Source organism: Halodesulfovibrio sp., assembly GCF_025210605.1.
Classification (GTDB): Bacteria; Desulfobacterota; Desulfovibrionia; order Desulfovibrionales; family Desulfovibrionaceae; genus Halodesulfovibrio.
This window is the reverse complement of the sequence record NZ_JAOARI010000018.1, coordinates 202,262-219,460: the sequence shown is the minus strand read 5'-3', so window position 1 is coordinate 219,460 and position 17,199 is coordinate 202,262. Positions and strand designations below refer to the sequence as shown.

Here is a 17,199-nt window from a genome sequence, read left to right as displayed (position 1 = left end):
TGCCGTCAAATTACTCGTAGTCCATTTCGTCTAACGGAAGCACTACCTTAAACGACGTTCCTGCTCCCCAACCTTCAGTGCGCATAGCGCCGTCTTCCAGTAAACGCTTAGGTGCAGGACTGATAGCAGATATGCTGCCGCCATGATCTTGAATAATACCAAATGATACAGATAAGCCCAAGCCAGTTCCTTTACCCACAGGCTTTGTACTGAAGAAAGGATCGAAGATCGAGTCGAGGTCATTTGTGGCTATGCCTGTTCCTGAATCAGAGAACCATGCCGCAATTGTTCCGTCATTAATATCCAATTCTGTATGAATATTAATAACTCCGTTTTGACCTATTGCTTCAATAGCATTGGACATAAGGTTCATCCAGACTTGTTTTAACTGTTCTGGGTTTCCATAGATTATTGGTAATCTGTCATCAAGATGTGTAAGTATGAGCACGTTATCTAAGTTAAAAGCATGCCGGACAAGCTGAACAACTTCCATAATGGAGTTGTTGAAGCACATCTCTTTTTTCTCACTTTTTGTCTGGTGAGAGAAATCAAGAAGGTCTGCAACAATTTTTCTGCAAAATTTAGCCTGCTTCTCAACAACGACCAAGTCTTTATGCACTTGTCCGTCTTTAGGAAAGTCTTCCTGCAACAGCTGGGAATAACCTAAAATAATACCGAGCGGTGTGTTGATCTCGTGTGCAACTCCACCTGCGAGCTTGCCTATGGATTCAAGCTTTTGTGAGTGCACAAGCTGGTTCTGGTAATCCTTTACCTTTGTGATATCACGCGCAGTTCCTAGCACCCCGATTGACTGTTTTTTCTCATCGTGCACTGGCACTCTAAGTACGTTAAACCATTTTCGGGAACCATCTTCGAGAACAATACGCACTTCGCGGTTAACTGGTTTGCCTGTTTCGATTATTTGATTTGTTTCTTTCTGAGTGTCCCAAGAGTTCAAAAGTGATGGGATATCGTGCTCTGTTTTGCCGATAATTTCATGTTTTGATTTTGCTACAAAGGAAGCAAAGGCTTGGTTAACAGAAAGATATGTGCCGTTTTTATCGATAAGAGACAGCTGGTCGGGACTGGATTCAAATATAGTCCTCAAGATTTCCTGCTGTTTTGTCAGGTCGTTTTTAGCCGCTTCTAATTCGGCAATATGTCCACGCAATGACAGCGACATAACGTCAAATGTTTCTGCAAGTTCATGGATTTCATCACCGGAGTTACGGGCGAATACAGGGCACTGCTCGCAATTATTCAGGTCGCGTGCTGATTGGTTGCTACAATAATTTGTGCATAACGTATCGCCTAACTGCCAGCAGCGTTTATCCGTATTTTCATATGCAGGGCAGTCTTTTTGCTGGCAGTTGTATATTTCCCAGCAGTTCCGGTTAAGTCCGGAAGTCTGGTTGAGCTTCAATTCTCCGCGCACGATGCTTTCTGCATACTGTCCCAGCATACCCAGGCGGTAGGTAATTCTGTGAGCAAACTGGGTTGATATGGCAATGCTGACCATAAGTGTAATTACGGTAACAAGGGAAATAGTGAATATCAGACCGTTTACAACAACCTGTACCTGACTTCTGGAAAGCCCGAGGCGTGCTTGTCCGATAACAAGACCGCCAGCGGTGACAGGCACGGCAAAATCATAAAATTTTTGTGACCCTGTATCGATAAGCCGGATAGAAGGCTTTCCGTCTTCTGTAATAATATTGGCGTGTTTTAAATCAATTGGGAAGCCATCTGCAAATGTGTGCGCCAGAATTTGACTGTTGCTGTTTATGAGAAAAGCGTAAGCAACGTCCTTGTCCACAGTGCGCAGTTCATCAACCATTTCCTTCATTTGCAGCAAGTCACCGGAAAGCATGGAGCTTGTTGTACGTAGTGCAATGTTGTCTGCCAGAACTTGTCCGCGGCGTTTTGTTTCGTGCACAAGTGAATTTGCTGCAATGTTGGTTACAACAACTGCAAGCATAACTGAGAGGGAAATGATGATAACGCTCATTCCCACATTGAGTTTGGTACGAAAACGCATTGTACTTAGTCTATTCCGCATTGTGCACCCGCTGCACTGGTTGTGATGATGGAGCTTGAAGAGTGGAGTCTTTGTCGTCGATTTCGATTTTATGAATAAGTGTACGGACGGTATTATAATCCGAGTCAGTTGCCGGAATAATACCGCTTGTGCGTGCGTTGGTCAGAATAGCTGCTTCTTCTTTGTTATCCATTGAAAGCGTAAACATTGCGCGGGATATTTTAGCAACTATCTCTTTGTTCATGCCTTTTCTGGCGGCATATACCCAGCCCGGATATTCTGGAGTTACTGCCAGAACCCGAATATGTTTTAAATTTATTTTATCTTTAACAATATCAAGTGCGCCTTCGCGAACAGAGGCTACGTCATATTTTCCTGCATATACTGCAAGTGCTGCTTTTTCTTGTTTGCCACCGGGACCCGGTGCAAATGCAATTTCTCTAAAGTCTTTTGCGTGGATTCCGTGATCTAAAAAATATCCCAGTGCATACATGTATCCACCAGCGGAATATGGGTCTACAGCAATCCAGCGTTTACCAACGACATCCTCAAGTTTTTCAATAGCCTTGTTTTGAGAATGCACTATGATTTGACCACGAAAAGAAGGACGACCGTCAGGTTCTTTAATTCTTGCAAAAGCATGTGCGCCTAACTTCGCAAGCTGAACGTAAACTACAGGGTTGGAGAAAGAGATATCAATTTCCCCACGTTCAACCATGCGTATGTGCTCAGCAAAAGTATCTGGAAATACCTGACGCATGGGCAGTCCGGTTTCTTTCGCTAAGTATTGTATCAGGGGATTGTGTCTGGCGTAGGAAACTTCGTGGGAATATTGAGGCAAGTACGCGTAAGTTATCGCAGGTTCCGGTGTAGGAACTTTGATTGATTCCCGTTTTGCAAAATCTACTTTAACAACGGGTACTTCTTCTCCGCAGCCCTGTAATAATACAGATATGCAGAGTAGAAAGGCTACTAGCAACGTGCGCAGCGTTTGGTGTTTCAAGTAACAACCTCATTAGGGTCAAATAGAATTTTTGACCTTTTCTAAAAAGAAAACGTTATCCGGCTGCAACGGTCTCTTTAGTTGCCTGTTGCAGGGGAGCAGCAGAAGCGTTTAGTTCTTCCCATGACTTTATCTGGTTTACCATTTCGGCGTCTTCTTCGCGCATTGCTTCAATAGTACGGAGAACAGGAATGTACTTTCGTGTCTTATACAACCCGTATCGTAAGGCAATGTAACTGGTAAGAAGAACAAACGCATAGCCTAGTGACAATGACGTTGAAGAAAATACGTCTGTGCTGAAATTGGTAAGGCTAAACGTATCTAAGTCAAGAGAGATCATAGGAAGTGTTACAATGTCAACACCTGTAAAACGTGTTTGCATCCACCCGAGTGCAAAGGGGACAGGCCACAGAGAAACAGCAAAAAAAGCTGCCTGAGCAAAAAAAACTTTGCCAAAATATTCGTTAGCCCAGCGGTTGGTGGCTTTAAAGTTTGCTTTATCTTTTTGTTTGATGGCTTCAATGGAGAGGTTGTGCATGCGCACCATTTTTGCGTTAAGCTGGGCGTAGTATGCCCTGTTCACACGATAAATGAAGATAGAAGAAATCTCTCCTGCAAGAAGACACCATATGCCTAGAATTGCTGTGCCGATCCACATAGCTGCAAGCGGATTAGCTAACCACCTGTATGGCGCAATAAAGTAAGGGTCCAGTGCGAAAAAAATACTCTGTATATCCATGTGAAACCTCTCGAATATAAAAGTTGAATTGCTCATCAACCTAAAAAGTTCGCACCCTGTGTTTTGTTGTAGAGAGAATAATGGGTAGGGCTGTCACGGTATCGCTGGCAACGAACTTGAAAATATGTATGCGCCTGAGGCGAAGAGGCGTGGTTCGCCTCAGGCTATTTGCTGTGTGTGTTGGCTATTAGAATGGAGGGAGAAGACTCATTCCAAGGAAGCCTTTGGAGGCGTAGCGAATACCAACGTAGAAGGCCAAGAAGATGAAGAGGCGTTTAAGCCATACTTCCGGGATGTACTTGGATGTGCGTGGACCAATGAAGGAACCAACAAGTACACCGATGAGTTCTACACCAATGAGAGGCCAGAATACCGGAGTATCTTTGACCACCATGTATGTGAAAATAGAGGTGGTCATGCCGACGAGTACTGCGAGGGCTGAAGTACCGGCGACAAGATACATAGGAAGACCAGCAACACTTGTAAGGAACGGTACGAGAAGGAAGCCGCCACCAACACCAAGGAAGGAAGCAAGACCTGCAATTACGAAACCGCCGCAGACCGGTACAAGTGGGTTGAAGGAGAACTCAACACCATAGAAGGTGAAGACGCATTTGGTTGGAGCGAAAGAGACAATTTTTACACCGAGTGCGGAAGTATCAACAGAAGAGCCAGAACGTTCTTCTTTGATGCTTGCTTCAAACGCACGGGCAGCTTCTTTTGCCTGTTTTTTGTTTGCCTGACCACGTGGAGTGGTTTCATACAGAAGGTAGCAACCCAAGAAGAGTACGAACAAGCCAAAGTAGCCGATGTACGCTTTAAGGGAGATCTGTCCTGCGGTGAGCCAAGGAATAAGGTATGAACCGAGGATGGAGCCTGTTGCAAGGGAAAGACCCAGTGGCAGAACAAGGCGACCCATTTTGTAGTAGTTGAAAGAGGACATACCGGCAGAAGTACCTACAAGCCACTGGTTAGATACTCGAATGGAGTCTGTTACCAGTTTGTTGAGAACAGGAGACTGCTTTTTGAATCCGGATGCGTAGTTACCGAATCCGAAAATGGTGATGTGACCAACACCAGCCATAATACCGCCGAATGCACCAACAGTAGAGAAAATCCAACCAACCCAGATTGCCCATAAGAAACCGATAACAAGGTTAACAGATGGAGCACCCGGAATGCCTAAGAAGCCCGGAGCGGCAGAAGGGTTGATTTCACCAGCGCCAGCACCTTTAGGTGTTGCGTTGATAGCGTCAGCAAGACGATCAGCTAATGCTGGTTGGGAAAAAACAAGTACCACTGTTGCAGCAAGCAGGGTAAAATTTACCCAGTTACGTTTATTGGAAAACACGTGTACCTCCTCACGTAAATTGCGTTCCAAGGGAGCGGCGTGTGCCTGCCGCTCCTATATGCTTAAGTATCTATTTGGACTTTTTGAAAATAATGAGCGGACAGTTTTTGCAAACATCCTGTCCTGGGAAGCCGTCACCCGGTTTAGTAATGGATGAGCTACCCAGTTTTTCCATACGGTCAAGAAGACGCTCGTATGTAGCAATCATCTTGTCGCCAGGAATCATAACGTTGATTTCACCGCGCTCAGTTTTACCAGCGTTATAGCTACCGGAACATGCAGGAACCATGTTGAATTCGTTCGCAATGTGGGAGAATACTGTGCCGCCACATGCAGAAGAGTTCATTGTGATAGCAGGGCGGATAGGGTGTGTATCTGTGGCTGCCATGTAATCAACAGCAAGGTGATATGCCTGCATGTTATCTACATAAAAATGAACTACATCTGGAGTTTCAGTTGCATTAGCAAGCGGCATTACAGCCATACCTACCATGCCTTCCGGCATCTGAGATTTGGTTTCGATAAAGCGCTTTGCCTGCTCTGGGTCACGGGTGTATTTTGCGTGACTTTTGATTTCCGCTTCATCAAGACCTTTCCAGCCAAAGCTGTAGTGAGCGTTAGAGCAGGAGAGCATTTCTTTAGTACCGTATACGTTCTGACCTTTCATGCGTGCAGCGATTTCCCACTGGCAGTAAGTCATAGGTTTAAGAGGTACGTGCACTTCGTTTTCTTCGAGGTACTTGTCTGCTTCTGCCTGATCGTAGAAAAATTTGATCGCGATTGGGTAATGATACAAGCGCATTTCGCGCATTAAGGTGGCTTGCATTTCTTTAAAATCTACGGACATGATTCTTCTCCCGTTTGTTTCTTGTGAAGATTCAGTCATTCCACCAAAGGTGGTGGTTGAGCTTGTTGTTATCTGAGCGTGAAGTAGCAATGCGGCATCTGAGCAGCAATAAAAATTGCGATAAAGAATTACGTCACATTAATTCACAAGCTAGAGCCTTATAAAAGACATTTTGTAGCAATATTATGTGAATTTAATCACAAGAAATTTAATTAAATATATTAAATCAGAATATTAAATGAAAAATATGACATATAAATATGTATGGATAGGACGGGTTTTCAGTCGAATGTAAAAAACACTCTAGATACGAACTTAGAGGACCGTGGCGTGTTGTGTAGATGTGTGTAGCTAAAAAAACGACCAGTTTTTCCCATTTGTTGCTGGGAAAAACTGGTCGCTGACTACCTAGTGCTTTTCGTCTATCCACATGGTGGGGCAGACGATTGCGAAGGTTTTTTTATATCAGGCGGGTACTACAACAATTTTGTGCCAACGCGCTGTGAGTTCTTTTCGTAGAAATCAAGAACTTCGGCATCGTTGCTAGCAGTACGCTCTGCGTACTGGCTTTCACGCCACCATTTAGATGCAAGCAGGTTGTTGCGTGCTTCAATATGTACAGATTCAGGAACACCTACCATAGGAGTTTTCCATGTTACTGCTTCTGGAGAAACTGTAAGCACGGAGTAACGCATAGGGTGTGTGTTTGCAGATGGTGCAACCATGTAGGTAATGCCACCAATTTCACGAGTACGCATACCGATGTGACGGTGTCCGGTAATCATGAGCGGTGCATTGTCTGCATGCTTTTCAAGAACAGCGCGTACTTCTTCTGCATTGTCAGCACAGAACCACTGTTTAGGTCCGCCTTTGAGTTCGTCGGAAGACCAAGGAATCACATTGTGATGCATGAATACAATGTGCATTTCGTCTTTGTGGTCGCTGAGCTGTTTATCAAGCCAGTCGATTTGTTCTTTAGGCAGGATGCCGCCCCATTTTTTCTTCTCTTCTGGGAGGTTAGCATCAAGACCAAGAATGCGCAGTCCTGGAACAATAGATTTTGCCCAGTAGCGGTTGCCGGATCCATCGTAGCCTTTGCCGTCGAAGAATTTCACGAACTCATCGATTGAAAGGTAATCAAAACCTTCGCGATGTTTTGCAGTATTAACTGGTGCGAAGTCATGGTTACCAGCAATAACCACGTAAGGCACAGTCAATGTGTCGAGAATTTCTTTAATAGCTTCAGCGTTCTGTTTTTCGCCATCAAGAAGGAGGTCGCCTGTCATGATAACAAAAGACAGATCTTTTTCCTGATTGAGACCATTTACAGCCTGACGAACACAATCCACGCTGGCGGCACTCATTTTCATGCCGTTTTTGCCTTTGATGTCCATGTGAGGGTCAGAGATGATCCCAAAGCGTACTGGGGCGAACTTAGCATTAGCTGGAGCAGCAAAAGCTTTGCTACCCATCAAGGACATTCCCATCAGTGTAAAAGCACCTGTCTGGAGGAATTGTCTGCGATTTTGGTTTTTCATAGTGTCTCTCTCTTTTTATGAATAATTGAGTACAGCAAACTCGGCAGCGAACGTACATAAAAAAAGACATTTGAGTCAACTATCATTGACAATTTAAAATGAGCAGAGTATTTTAATTAGTTTGACTTTCAAGTAGTAAGGTGCGGCGACTTATATTTGACTGCAAAAGCGTGTTGCTGAAATGCAGTAACGAAGCGTCTCGTTAGATTGAAATGCATGGAGGCGGGCAAAAAACTTGTATTTTATCTGCTTTTGTGGAAGGTGGATGGTTGTTCACTTTAATAAGGTGGTTAAATATGAGAAAAAATATTTGTCGTATGTTCGTTGCGATTCTGTGCACTGTATGTGTCGGATGCGCAACAATTAGCAAACCTGAAAAAGTTGCTCTACCTGATTCAGGAGCAATTGTCAGCCCTACTCTTCAACAAGAGGCAGCAGAAAAGTATAGTGGACTTAAAAGAAAAGTTGCAATTGGTCGCTTTACTAATGAAACAAAGTATGGTCGCAGCTTTTTGCTTGGTGAAAACAATGACAGAATTGGAAAGCAGGCTGTTGATATTCTGTCAGAAAAATTAGTGCAGACTGAAAAATTTATTCTTCTTGAGCGAGCAGACTTGAATAAAATTCAAGCAGAGCTTTCACTGGGTGATGCGGGACGACTCAAGAACATGGCGGACTACTTGATTGTTGGTTCTATTACTGAGTTCGGGCGTAAAGAAACAAGCGAAGTTGGTATATTCAGCAGAAGCAGAAAACAAGTTGCATTCGCAACTGTGAGCATTCGCCTTATTGATGTGTACACAGGCGAGGTCATCTACTCCGAATCTGGAAGCGGTGAAGCTTTTATGGAAGTAGGTACTATGTTTGGTCTTGGTGGACGCAGTAGTTATGATTCCACATTGAATGATAAAGCTATTGAAGCAGCTATTACAACAGTTGCGTCAAATATTATTGAAAACCTGATGGACAAACCATGGCGAAGCTATGTCTTAGGCTATGAAGATGGATTGTTCATTATTGGCGGCGGTAAGAGTCAGGGCGTCAAAAAAGGTGACCGGTTTACTGTTCTTAGGGAAGGAAAAAAAGTTAAGAACCGCCAGACCAACAGTGTTATTACACTGCCGGGTAAAGAAATTGCAGAGTTGAAGGTTCTTGAAACCTACGGAAAATCTCAGCGAGATGAGGTCTCATTTTGCAGCGTCGTGAGTGGTGACCTTTCTTCATACATTGCAGCTGACAACTATGAAGCCTTGCAGGTGGAGGAGCAGTAATGCGTCGTTTACAGAAGATTATCGTACTCATTTTTATTTGCGGCATCATGGCGTTGTCTTTTGGATGTGGCAGACAAACTGGGGTTACTTCTCCAGAGCAGGTTGCATGGCTTTCTTTTGTAGGGAACACCAAAGGTGCAGTGTTTGTTCTCGATAACGGAGCCTCGGTAGCGCTTTCTACGAGTAAAAAAGATGATAAATGGTATGAAGTTGCTCCGGGTAAGCATGCCATTCTTGTGATGCGTAACAACAAAATTGTTGTGAAACGTACTGTTTTGATAGGTAATCAGCAAACTAAGGAAATTCGAGTACCATGAGAAAATTTCTAGTTTGTAGCTGCCTCCTCTTTGTTGTTCTCATGAGTGGGTGTGTATCGCAGCAGCGGATAGAATGGTGCAATTATTCGCAAACGTATTATGCGATGGTTAAAGAGCCGTCTCCAGAAACGATTAAAGAACATCAGGAAGAGTTGGTAAACATCATCGATAATGCTGAAGAGAATAATAAGCCTGTTCCTCCTGGTATATTTGCAGAGTATGGATACATGCTTGCAAAAGAGGGATATGCAAAGCAGGCTGTCGCAAATTACGAAAGGGAAGTTGCTGCGTATCCGGAATCTGAACAATTTGTTGCAGTGCTTATGCGCATGGCGACTCCAGATGTTGTTGAAGATAGCGTAGCAAAGGATATTGTTGCAGAAAAAAATCAGGCTGCTGACAAGCCTGTTGAGAAGTAGGTGGCAGTATGAAGTTTCTTCGTTTAGCTATGATCGCCTGCTGTCTTTTGGCTGTCGGCTGTGTAAAGCCTGCAACAAAAGCAGATCTTTTTCCCGGCATGTATACTGAACAACCTCGCTCAATCCTAGTATTACCGCCAATTAACCTTACGACAGCGGCAGACGCAAAAGAATGTTATATTACAACAGTTTCAGAGCCTTTGTCGCATAAGGGGTATTACGTCTATCCTGCTCCTGTTGTAATGGAGTTAATGCAAATTGAAGGACTGTACGACTCTGAGTTGTTGTACAATGCAGATTTGCAAGGCATCAGAACCAATCTTGGGGCTGATAGCGTACTGTTTACCAAGATAACAGCATGGGACATGTCATACATGGTGCTTAGCTCCAGCATGACTGTTGGAATTGATTGTGAACTTCGCTCTACTCTTACAAACAATGTTTTATGGAAGCATGATGGAGAAGTTACCGTTGACCTTAGTGGCGGTTCTGAGGACTTGATCGTACAGCTTATTGCTTCAGCTGTGAACTCGGCAATGGCTGAGTATGTTGATGTGGCAAGGCGTGTAAACGATATTACGCTTTCGACATTGCCAGCAGGGCCGTATTCACAAATCTATTTGCAAGACCAAGACGAAGTACTTGTGGATCAAGATATGTGGGGACCAACAGGACAATTTCCTTAAGATATACAAACTGCAAACGCTGGCATAGTGATGTGCCAGCGTTTTTTGTGTTGAGCTTCAAGCGTGATAGGGTTGAACGATAAATTATTATGCCGCTGGATTTGGAGGTGAAAGGGCAGGGTGGAAAGATACTTCTGTGTCGAGGTATTTGAGGATGTGTGAAAAATAGTACTGCGCTGCTGTACTATGAGTATGGTGAGAACTCTCTTTAGTCTTTGCTTAAAGTCTGTTGAGAGCTTTTTTTTGTTTTCTGAACATGCTAATTTAGTTGTATGGTTTTTTACGATACGTAGCCTTGATTCAACAAAAAGTGCTTAAGAGTTCGGTTTGCATGCCTCTAATTGTTTGTCGGCGGGCTACCGTGATAGATTGTAACCTAAGCGTAATTTGAAAATCGTAAAAGAGTATGTGATGGAAGTTGTGCGCAGTTAGTGTAGAAATACACCTTAGCAAGCGTCGTCGGTTTTTAAGGGAACATTGTATAAAACCGATGAGGAAAGTAGAAGCTCTAGCATATAAACAAGAAAACCCTGCTGAGCAGGGTAGAATATGCGTGGCGGAAGCGTATAGGAGTCGAACCTACCTAGGACATCACTGCCCTACACCGGTTTTGAAGACCGGACGCCACACCGGTGACGAAACGCTTCCTTTTATGAAATTTCTTTAACTGAGCGCGTTCTAGCAGGAAAGCGTATTAGGTGCAAGAGTAAGATGCTCTTGGCATAAAGTTCAATGTAATTTAGAAAAAGAGTGTTTCAACCATTGTCAAATCGCGTTCGAGTTATTAGAAATAAAAGTTCGAGTACGAAAATACATTTGAGAAAGTAAATTAAATCCGATTCTAACTTCGGAGGGTAAAATACCTTGAACCAGTTTTCCCGGAACTTGATTCTCTGGGCTGTCATCTCCCTACTCATGGTTGTATTGTTTAACATGTTCAGCCAGCCACAAAACTCGCAGACAAAAGTCAGCTATACAAAGTTTTTGGAGCTGGTGGATAAAGGCGAAATAGCGGAAGTCTCCATACAGGGACAAAAACTGCTTGCTAAAGAACATGGCGGTACTGTTGTAAATACCTACGCGCCGGATGATCCTAAGCTGGTGGATCGCCTTGTGGGCAAGGGTATTGTTGTTAATGCAGAACCTAAAGAAGATTCTCCGTGGTACATGACTCTGCTTGTATCATGGTTCCCTATGCTGCTTCTGATCGGTGTGTGGATTTTCTTCATGCGCCAAATGCAGGGAGGCGGCGGTAAGGCTATGTCCTTTGGTCGTTCCCGCGCGCGACTTATCTCGCAGGAGCAGACAAAGGTTACTTTTGCTGATGTTGCCGGTGTTGATGAAGCAAAAGAGGAACTCAGCGAAGTTGTTGATTTTCTTTCAAACCCTAAGCGCTTTACTCGCCTTGGTGGACGTATCCCAAAAGGTGTTTTGCTTGTGGGCCCTCCGGGTACCGGTAAAACATTGCTTGCGCGTGCCGTTGCCGGTGAGGCTGGCGTTCCGTTCTTCTCCATTTCCGGTTCTGACTTCGTAGAAATGTTTGTCGGTGTTGGTGCTTCCCGTGTGCGTGACTTGTTCGTGCAGGGTAAAAAGAATGCGCCATGCCTGATTTTTATTGATGAAATTGATGCTGTTGGTCGTCAGCGTGGTGCTGGACTTGGTGGCGGACATGATGAACGCGAGCAGACTCTTAACCAGTTGCTTGTTGAAATGGATGGCTTTGAGTCTAACGAAGGCGTTATTCTTATTGCTGCAACAAACCGTCCAGATGTTCTTGACCCTGCGTTGCTTCGTCCGGGACGTTTTGACCGTCAGGTTACCGTACCTGTGCCAGACGTAAAAGGTCGTAAGCGCATTTTGGAAGTACATGCACGTCGTTCTCCGCTGGCTGCGGATGTGAACATGGAAACCATCGCAAAAGGCACTCCTGGTTTCTCCGGTGCTGACTTGGAAAACCTCGTTAACGAGGCAGCTCTTCAGGCAGCTAAGGAAAACAAAGACCAGATCAACATGTTTGATTTCGAACAGGCTAAAGACAAGCTCATCATGGGCAAAGAACGTCGTAGCATGGTCATGAGTGAAGAAGAGAAAAAGATCACAGCGTACCATGAAGGTGGTCACGCCCTGTGTGCAAAGCTTCTTCCTAAAGCAGACCCTGTTCATAAAGTTTCTATTATTCCACGCGGTCGTGCTCTTGGTGTTACCATGCAGCTTCCGGGTGAAGACCGCTACGGCTACTCACGAACCTTCCTCGAAACAAACCTTGTGGTTCTTCTTGGTGGTCGCGTGGCTGAAGAAATTATCTTTGATGACATTACAACAGGCGCAGGAAACGACATTGAGCGTGCTACTAAAATGGCGCGTAAAATGGTGTGCGAATGGGGTATGTCAGAAGCTATCGGTCCTCTTAACATCGGTGAGCAGGGCGAAGAAGTATTCATTGGTCGTGAGTGGGCGCAGTCCCGTAACTTCAGTGATGAAACTGCACGCCTTGTAGATGCAGAGGTAAAGCGTATTGTTGATACAGCACGTTCTACCGCGCGTCAGCTTCTTGAGGATAATATCGACGTACTGCATAGAATTGCTGATTCCTTGCTTGATCGTGAAACAATCAGCGGCGCTGATATTGATCTGCTGATTGAAGGTAAAGATCTTCCTCCACAGGAGGACTCAAACGGCAAGAATGCTGCGCAAAACGCAACTCCAGCAGAAGCTCCTGATGCGTTTGCTAAGGCAGCAGCTGCTTACAGAGATCAGCAGCCAGAAGCCGCTGATGAAGATTCCGGTGATTTTATTCTGGGAACTGAGGAGCAGGCGCAGCAACCAACTGCACCAGCCGCGGAACCGGAAAAAACATCGGAACCTGCGACACAACCTTCTGAAGAGAAGAAGCAGTAATGAGCACCCCGTTTTATTGGGAAGTACGAGGGGGCAGGTCCATAGGCCCTGCCCCTTTTTGTATCTTCGGTATTGTAAATGTGACACCGGACTCTTTTCATGACGGCGGTGAATATAATTCAGTTGCGGCGGCTATTGCCCACGCACGTTCACAAGCGGCAGCCGGAGCACATGTATTGGACATTGGGGGGGAATCATCCCGCCCGTTTGCCGATCCGGTATCTCTTGAAGAAGAAATAGCGCGTGTACTGCCAATTGTTGAAGGTGTTGTTGGTGATTGCTCAGATGAGGCTTTGCCGTGGGCTGTATCTGTAGACACATATAAGGCGGGAACAGCAGCAGCCGTTCTTGATGCTGGCGCACACATTATCAACGATATCTCTGCATTTGAATTTGAGCCGGAGCTTAAAGATGTGGTAGCACAGTATAAGCCTGGGTATGTTCTCATGCACAGTCAGGGAAAACCTGATAAAATGCAGGTAGCCCCTGTGTATGATGATGTCGTTGATGACATTTTAGCGTTTTTTGATCGGAAACTTAAAGAGCTGACAGACGCCGGACTTCCTGAGTCACGTATTATGATTGACCCCGGTATAGGGTTCGGGAAAACTGTAGAGCATAATTTGACGATCTTGCAAAAAATAGATCGTTTTCAAGCTCTGGGCATGCCGGTTATGGCGGGTATTTCCAACAAATCTATGTTTGAAAAAATTTGTGGCGCACCTGTGGGCGAGCGGGAAAATTGTACGCAGGCAACAACTGCTATTCTGGGGTATCGCGGAGTGGAAGTGCACAGAGTGCATGATGTTGCTAAGACGCACGAAACCCTTCTTCTTGCTGAAGCCTTGCGTCGTTAGAGTTCGGGAGTAAGCGTGTTTTCATTGGATGCACTGGAATATATCAGCATAACATGGCGTGATGCTTTGGATATCGCTTTTGTTACTCTTTTGTTCTATCAAGTGATGATAGTCATTAGAGGGACTCGGGCGGTATCGGCTATTTATGGCTTGTTATTGCTTATAGCAGTGTTTGCGTTCTCTGAATACTTTGGCTTTTATACTCTGCACTGGATATTGCAGCAATTCCTGAGTTCGTTCTTCCTTGTTGTTGTTATTCTCTTTCAAGATGACATCAGGCGAGGACTTTCTAACATGGGCGCACGCAGTTTCTATAAAAAAACAGAAGTGGAAGATTCATTTCTGGATGAAGTGATCGGCGCGGCTGTGAATATGGCTAAGCGCAAAGTTGGAGCACTTATTGTGCTTGAGCACCATGTTCCGCTGGGTGATGTTGCCCAGCGTGGTGTTCTGATTGATTCTGCCATTTCTAAGGAATTGCTGGTAACTATTTTTCAGGTGAAAACACCGTTGCATGACGGTGCGGTTATTGTGCGTCGTGGGCGTGTGGCAGCAGCGGGATGTATACTGCCCCTTGCTGTCGGCGATCAAGATAGACCGGAATACGGCACGCGCCACAGAGCAGCTTTGGGCATTACAGAAGAGACCGATGCCATTGCCATAGTTGTTTCTGAAGAGCGTGGCGATATTACTGTTGCCGTAAACGGCAGGCTAACCAGTAACCTCGACAGGATTCGTCTGAAGCGGGTGCTGCGTAATCTTTTGGAGCGGTAATTCATGGGTGTGAGCTTTCGCCACTTACTTTTGGCTTTTATTATGGCTTCCTGTTTATGGGTCGTCATATCTGGTCGTGAGCAAGTTGAAATATGGGAAAGAGCATCCGTTGAATTAAAAGGGATGCCTAAAGATCTTACACTGCTGAGTGGCTTGCCGCCAGAAATTGAGATTCGTGTGCGCGGACCTAAAGGGCTTATTCGCACTATTACCAATCGTCAGCTTACGTATGTGCTTGATTTGTCCAAAGTTCACCCCGGGTTGAATGTTCTGCCGATTCAAGCAGGCGGGATTCGTCTTGGTAAAGCGTTTGATGTGGTAGAGGTTCGCCCATCACGTCTGACACTTGAAGTGGATAAACTTGTTGAGAAAGAGCTTCCGGTAGTGCCTCGCTGGTCTGGCGAACTGCCTCCTGACTTTTTTGTGGAGTCCGCAACGGTAACGCCACAGTATGTGACAGTGAGTGGGCCGGAATCTGAATTGGCAGCATTGAGCGATGTGGAAGCTGTTACTTCAGCGCCTGTGGCTAGTGAGCCGGGTAGTGTAACACTTGACGGCACAGTTTCTTTATCGTTACGAGCTAAAGCGACTCCACCTATTGTGGATGTAACATATATTTTGGGCTTGCTTGCTCAGGAGCGTACCATTGTGCGTAATGTTATCGTTATCCCGCGTGCGGGGTTGGACATAACATTAGTGCAGGACTCGGTCACGCTTACTATTGAAGTGCCTGACTCAATGAAAGACAATAGTGCGCTCATTGATTCAATAAGAGTAATTTTAGAGTTGCCGGAAGACATTACTCCCGGAGAATATCAACTCCCTTACCGGCTCGAATTGCCTGAGAATATCAAGGTGGTCGGCACCAAGCCGGAGACTCTGACTGCACTTATTTCAAGTAAATAGTGTAGGCAGAGGGTGTTTCTTAGTATCCTCCTATCGCCAAAGACAGCGTACTTGCGTTGTTTTCAGTTGTTCAAATTACTGCAAGTGAAAAGGGGCTGAATAGCCTGCTTGCTGTGAAAGAATGATCGCGTGCGATATCTAGACGTAATAAATTTTACTTACACACTAAATATACTACAACAGGAGCTTCCATGGGAAGACGCTTGTTTGGAACGGACGGTATGCGCGGTACAGTGAATATGTACCCGATGGTTCCTGAAGTCGCTATGCGATTAGGACTTGCAGCAGGAACTGCTTTCCGGACTGAAACTGGACGAAATAGAGTTGTAATCGGAAAGGATACCCGCCTTTCTGGATATGTTTTTGAAAATGCGCTAACTGCCGGTTTTTGTGCCGCAGGTATGGATGTATACCTTGTAGGTCCAATGGCTACCCCTGCCATTGCGTTTCTCACAAGGAATATGCGCGCGACTATGGGTGTAGTTATTTCTGCATCCCATAACCCGTACCACGATAACGGTATTAAATTTTTTGATGATCGTGGTTTTAAAATCGCAGATTCTGTTGAAGATGCCATTACAGAAATGGTTCTTAACCCTGACCATCAGTGGGACTATCCTGCTCCGGATAAAGTAGGACGAGCAAAGCGTATTGAAGACGCGGTTGGTCGCTACATCGTTTACTTGAAAAATAGCTTCCCAACGAACCTGTCTCTCGAAGGTTTACGCATAGTTCTTGATTGTTCTAATGGCGCAAATTACAAAGTTGCTCCACTAGTACTAGAAGAGCTTGGAGCAGAAGTTGTTCCTATTGGCGTTAAGCCGAACGGTTTGAACATCAATAAGCGTTGTGGTTCGCTGTATCCTGAAATTATGGCAGAGAAGGTACGCGAAGTTCGAGCCGATATAGGTCTTGCCCTTGATGGTGACGCTGACAGACTTATTGTCTGCGATGAGAACGGCTCTGTTCTTGACGGTGACCAGATTATGGCAATCTGCGCTCAGGATATGATGGCATCCGGTGACTTAGTGGGTAAAACCCTCGTTTCTACAGTGATGAGTAATATGGCTCTTGAAGTGTTTATGCGTGAACACGGCGGGCGCTTGTTACGTACTCCTGTAGGTGATCGTCATGTTGTTGAAGCTATGCGAAACGAGCATGCCACAATGGGCGGTGAACAGTCAGGTCATCTGGTATTTATGAATTACGGTACTACTGGCGACGGTCTTCTTGCCGGACTTCAGCTGCTCCGCATTATGCGTCAGAGAGATAAACCTCTTTCCAGCCTTGCGGGTCTGCTTGAGTTATATCCACAAGAATTGATTAATGTTCGCGTTGACCGTAAAATTCCGTTTGAAGAATGTCCAAGCTTGCTCGAAGATGTTACAAAAGCAGAGAAAGAATTAGGTGACAAAGGTCGAGTTCTGTTGCGCTATTCAGGTACAGAGTCTCTTTGTCGCGTAATGGTTGAGGGCGAAGACGGCGAGCAAGTAAAGCGCCTTGCGTCGTACCTTGCTGAATCTGCACAGAAAAACTTAGTCTAAACATATCTTGG

15 protein-coding genes and 1 tRNA gene are annotated in these 17,199 nt (G+C 45.1%); 9 read left to right on the top strand and 7 right to left on the bottom strand.

All coding sequences use genetic code 11. The features are described from left to right. Positions 1 to 10: 10 nt before the first annotated feature. The 6 genes from N4A56_RS07710 to N4A56_RS07685 form a co-directional block, all read right to left on the bottom strand. Positions 11 to 2,038, bottom strand: a complete 2,028-nt coding sequence (locus N4A56_RS07710; protein WP_293671531.1) for a PAS domain S-box protein — start codon at positions 2,036 to 2,038, stop codon at positions 11 to 13. A gap of 10 nt (positions 2,039 to 2,048) precedes the next feature. Further along, complete coding sequence (locus tag N4A56_RS07705) at positions 2,049 to 3,041, bottom strand: phosphate/phosphite/phosphonate ABC transporter substrate-binding protein (protein WP_295546274.1); 993 nt, start codon at positions 3,039 to 3,041, stop codon at positions 2,049 to 2,051. Between the two features lie 55 nt (positions 3,042 to 3,096). Beyond that, complete coding sequence (locus tag N4A56_RS07700) at positions 3,097 to 3,780, bottom strand: hypothetical protein (RefSeq protein ID WP_295546271.1); 684 nt, start codon at positions 3,778 to 3,780, stop codon at positions 3,097 to 3,099. A gap of 187 nt (positions 3,781 to 3,967) precedes the next feature. Further along, complete coding sequence (locus tag N4A56_RS07695) at positions 3,968 to 5,131, bottom strand: sulfite exporter TauE/SafE family protein (protein ID WP_295546269.1); 1,164 nt, start codon at positions 5,129 to 5,131, stop codon at positions 3,968 to 3,970. Between the two features lie 70 nt (positions 5,132 to 5,201). Further along, the gene (locus N4A56_RS07690) at positions 5,202 to 5,978 is read right to left on the bottom strand and encodes a DUF169 domain-containing protein (RefSeq protein ID WP_295546267.1); all 777 of its coding nucleotides are present in this window, start codon (positions 5,976 to 5,978) and stop codon (positions 5,202 to 5,204) included. Positions 5,979 to 6,454: 476 nt separating this feature from the next. Continuing rightward, entirely contained in the window at positions 6,455 to 7,516 is a 1,062-nt protein-coding gene (locus N4A56_RS07685) for a metallophosphoesterase (RefSeq protein WP_293671524.1), read from the bottom strand. A gap of 296 nt (positions 7,517 to 7,812) precedes the next feature. Here N4A56_RS07685 and N4A56_RS07680 point away from each other — a divergent pair, with 296 nt between their 5' ends. Genes N4A56_RS07680 through N4A56_RS07665 form a run of 4 tightly spaced genes read left to right on the top strand, consistent with a single transcriptional unit; the run spans position 7,813 to position 10,209 of the window. Further along, the gene (locus N4A56_RS07680) at positions 7,813 to 8,787 is read left to right on the top strand and encodes a CsgG/HfaB family protein (RefSeq protein ID WP_295546264.1); all 975 of its coding nucleotides are present in this window, start codon (positions 7,813 to 7,815) and stop codon (positions 8,785 to 8,787) included. Beyond that, entirely contained in the window at positions 8,787 to 9,104 is a 318-nt protein-coding gene (locus tag N4A56_RS07675) for a hypothetical protein (protein ID WP_295546263.1), read from the top strand. Before N4A56_RS07680 ends, N4A56_RS07675 begins: the two co-directional genes overlap by 1 nt. After that, the gene (locus N4A56_RS07670) at positions 9,101 to 9,523 is read left to right on the top strand and encodes a DUF4810 domain-containing protein (protein WP_295546261.1); all 423 of its coding nucleotides are present in this window, start codon (positions 9,101 to 9,103) and stop codon (positions 9,521 to 9,523) included. The genes N4A56_RS07675 and N4A56_RS07670 overlap by 4 nt, the downstream gene beginning before the upstream one ends. An 8-nt stretch (positions 9,524 to 9,531) precedes the next feature. Next, positions 9,532 to 10,209: a GNA1162 family protein gene (locus N4A56_RS07665; protein ID WP_295546259.1), complete on the top strand. Its 678-nt coding sequence runs from the start codon at positions 9,532 to 9,534 to the stop codon at positions 10,207 to 10,209. A gap of 554 nt (positions 10,210 to 10,763) precedes the next feature. Here the strand turns inward: N4A56_RS07665 and N4A56_RS07660 are convergent. Next, positions 10,764 to 10,857: transfer RNA gene (locus tag N4A56_RS07660), tRNA-Sec, on the bottom strand. Between the two features lie 216 nt (positions 10,858 to 11,073). Between N4A56_RS07660 and ftsH the strand changes: the two genes are divergently transcribed. From ftsH to glmM, 5 genes are all read left to right on the top strand, one after another. Then, positions 11,074 to 13,107, top strand: a complete 2,034-nt coding sequence (gene ftsH / locus N4A56_RS07655) for an ATP-dependent zinc metalloprotease FtsH (protein WP_293671515.1) — start codon at positions 11,074 to 11,076, stop codon at positions 13,105 to 13,107. After that, positions 13,107 to 13,964, top strand: coding sequence for a dihydropteroate synthase (folP, locus tag N4A56_RS07650; protein ID WP_295546255.1), 858 nt, complete (start codon positions 13,107 to 13,109; stop codon positions 13,962 to 13,964). The genes ftsH and folP overlap by 1 nt, the downstream gene beginning before the upstream one ends. A gap of 24 nt (positions 13,965 to 13,988) precedes the next feature. Next, a complete protein-coding gene (gene cdaA / locus N4A56_RS07645) occupies positions 13,989 to 14,738 on the top strand; it encodes a diadenylate cyclase CdaA (protein WP_293671628.1) in 750 nt (249 codons plus the stop codon). Between the two features lie 3 nt (positions 14,739 to 14,741). Further along, complete coding sequence (locus N4A56_RS07640) at positions 14,742 to 15,644, top strand: CdaR family protein (RefSeq protein WP_293671512.1); 903 nt, start codon at positions 14,742 to 14,744, stop codon at positions 15,642 to 15,644. A gap of 191 nt (positions 15,645 to 15,835) precedes the next feature. Next, positions 15,836 to 17,188: a phosphoglucosamine mutase gene (glmM, locus tag N4A56_RS07635; RefSeq protein WP_295546253.1), complete on the top strand. Its 1,353-nt coding sequence runs from the start codon at positions 15,836 to 15,838 to the stop codon at positions 17,186 to 17,188. The last annotated feature ends 11 nt before the right edge of the window (positions 17,189 to 17,199 follow it).

Coding starts and splice junctions, on each gene's coding strand:
- N4A56_RS07710 (WP_293671531.1), bottom strand. CDS start 2,038: ATGCGTTTTCGTACCAAACTCAATGTGGGAATGAGCGTTATCATCATT.
- N4A56_RS07670 (WP_295546261.1), top strand. CDS start 9,101: ATGAGAAAATTTCTAGTTTGTAGCTGCCTCCTCTTTGTTGTTCTCATG.
- N4A56_RS07690 (WP_295546267.1), bottom strand. CDS start 5,978: ATGTCCGTAGATTTTAAAGAAATGCAAGCCACCTTAATGCGCGAAATG.
- N4A56_RS07700 (WP_295546271.1), bottom strand. CDS start 3,780: ATGGATATACAGAGTATTTTTTTCGCACTGGACCCTTACTTTATTGCG.
- folP (WP_295546255.1), top strand. CDS start 13,107: ATGAGCACCCCGTTTTATTGGGAAGTACGAGGGGGCAGGTCCATAGGC.
- N4A56_RS07640 (WP_293671512.1), top strand. CDS start 14,742: ATGGGTGTGAGCTTTCGCCACTTACTTTTGGCTTTTATTATGGCTTCC.
- glmM (WP_295546253.1), top strand. CDS start 15,836: ATGGGAAGACGCTTGTTTGGAACGGACGGTATGCGCGGTACAGTGAAT.
- N4A56_RS07685 (WP_293671524.1), bottom strand. CDS start 7,516: ATGAAAAACCAAAATCGCAGACAATTCCTCCAGACAGGTGCTTTTACA.
- N4A56_RS07665 (WP_295546259.1), top strand. CDS start 9,532: ATGAAGTTTCTTCGTTTAGCTATGATCGCCTGCTGTCTTTTGGCTGTC.
- N4A56_RS07680 (WP_295546264.1), top strand. CDS start 7,813: ATGAGAAAAAATATTTGTCGTATGTTCGTTGCGATTCTGTGCACTGTA.
- N4A56_RS07675 (WP_295546263.1), top strand. CDS start 8,787: ATGCGTCGTTTACAGAAGATTATCGTACTCATTTTTATTTGCGGCATC.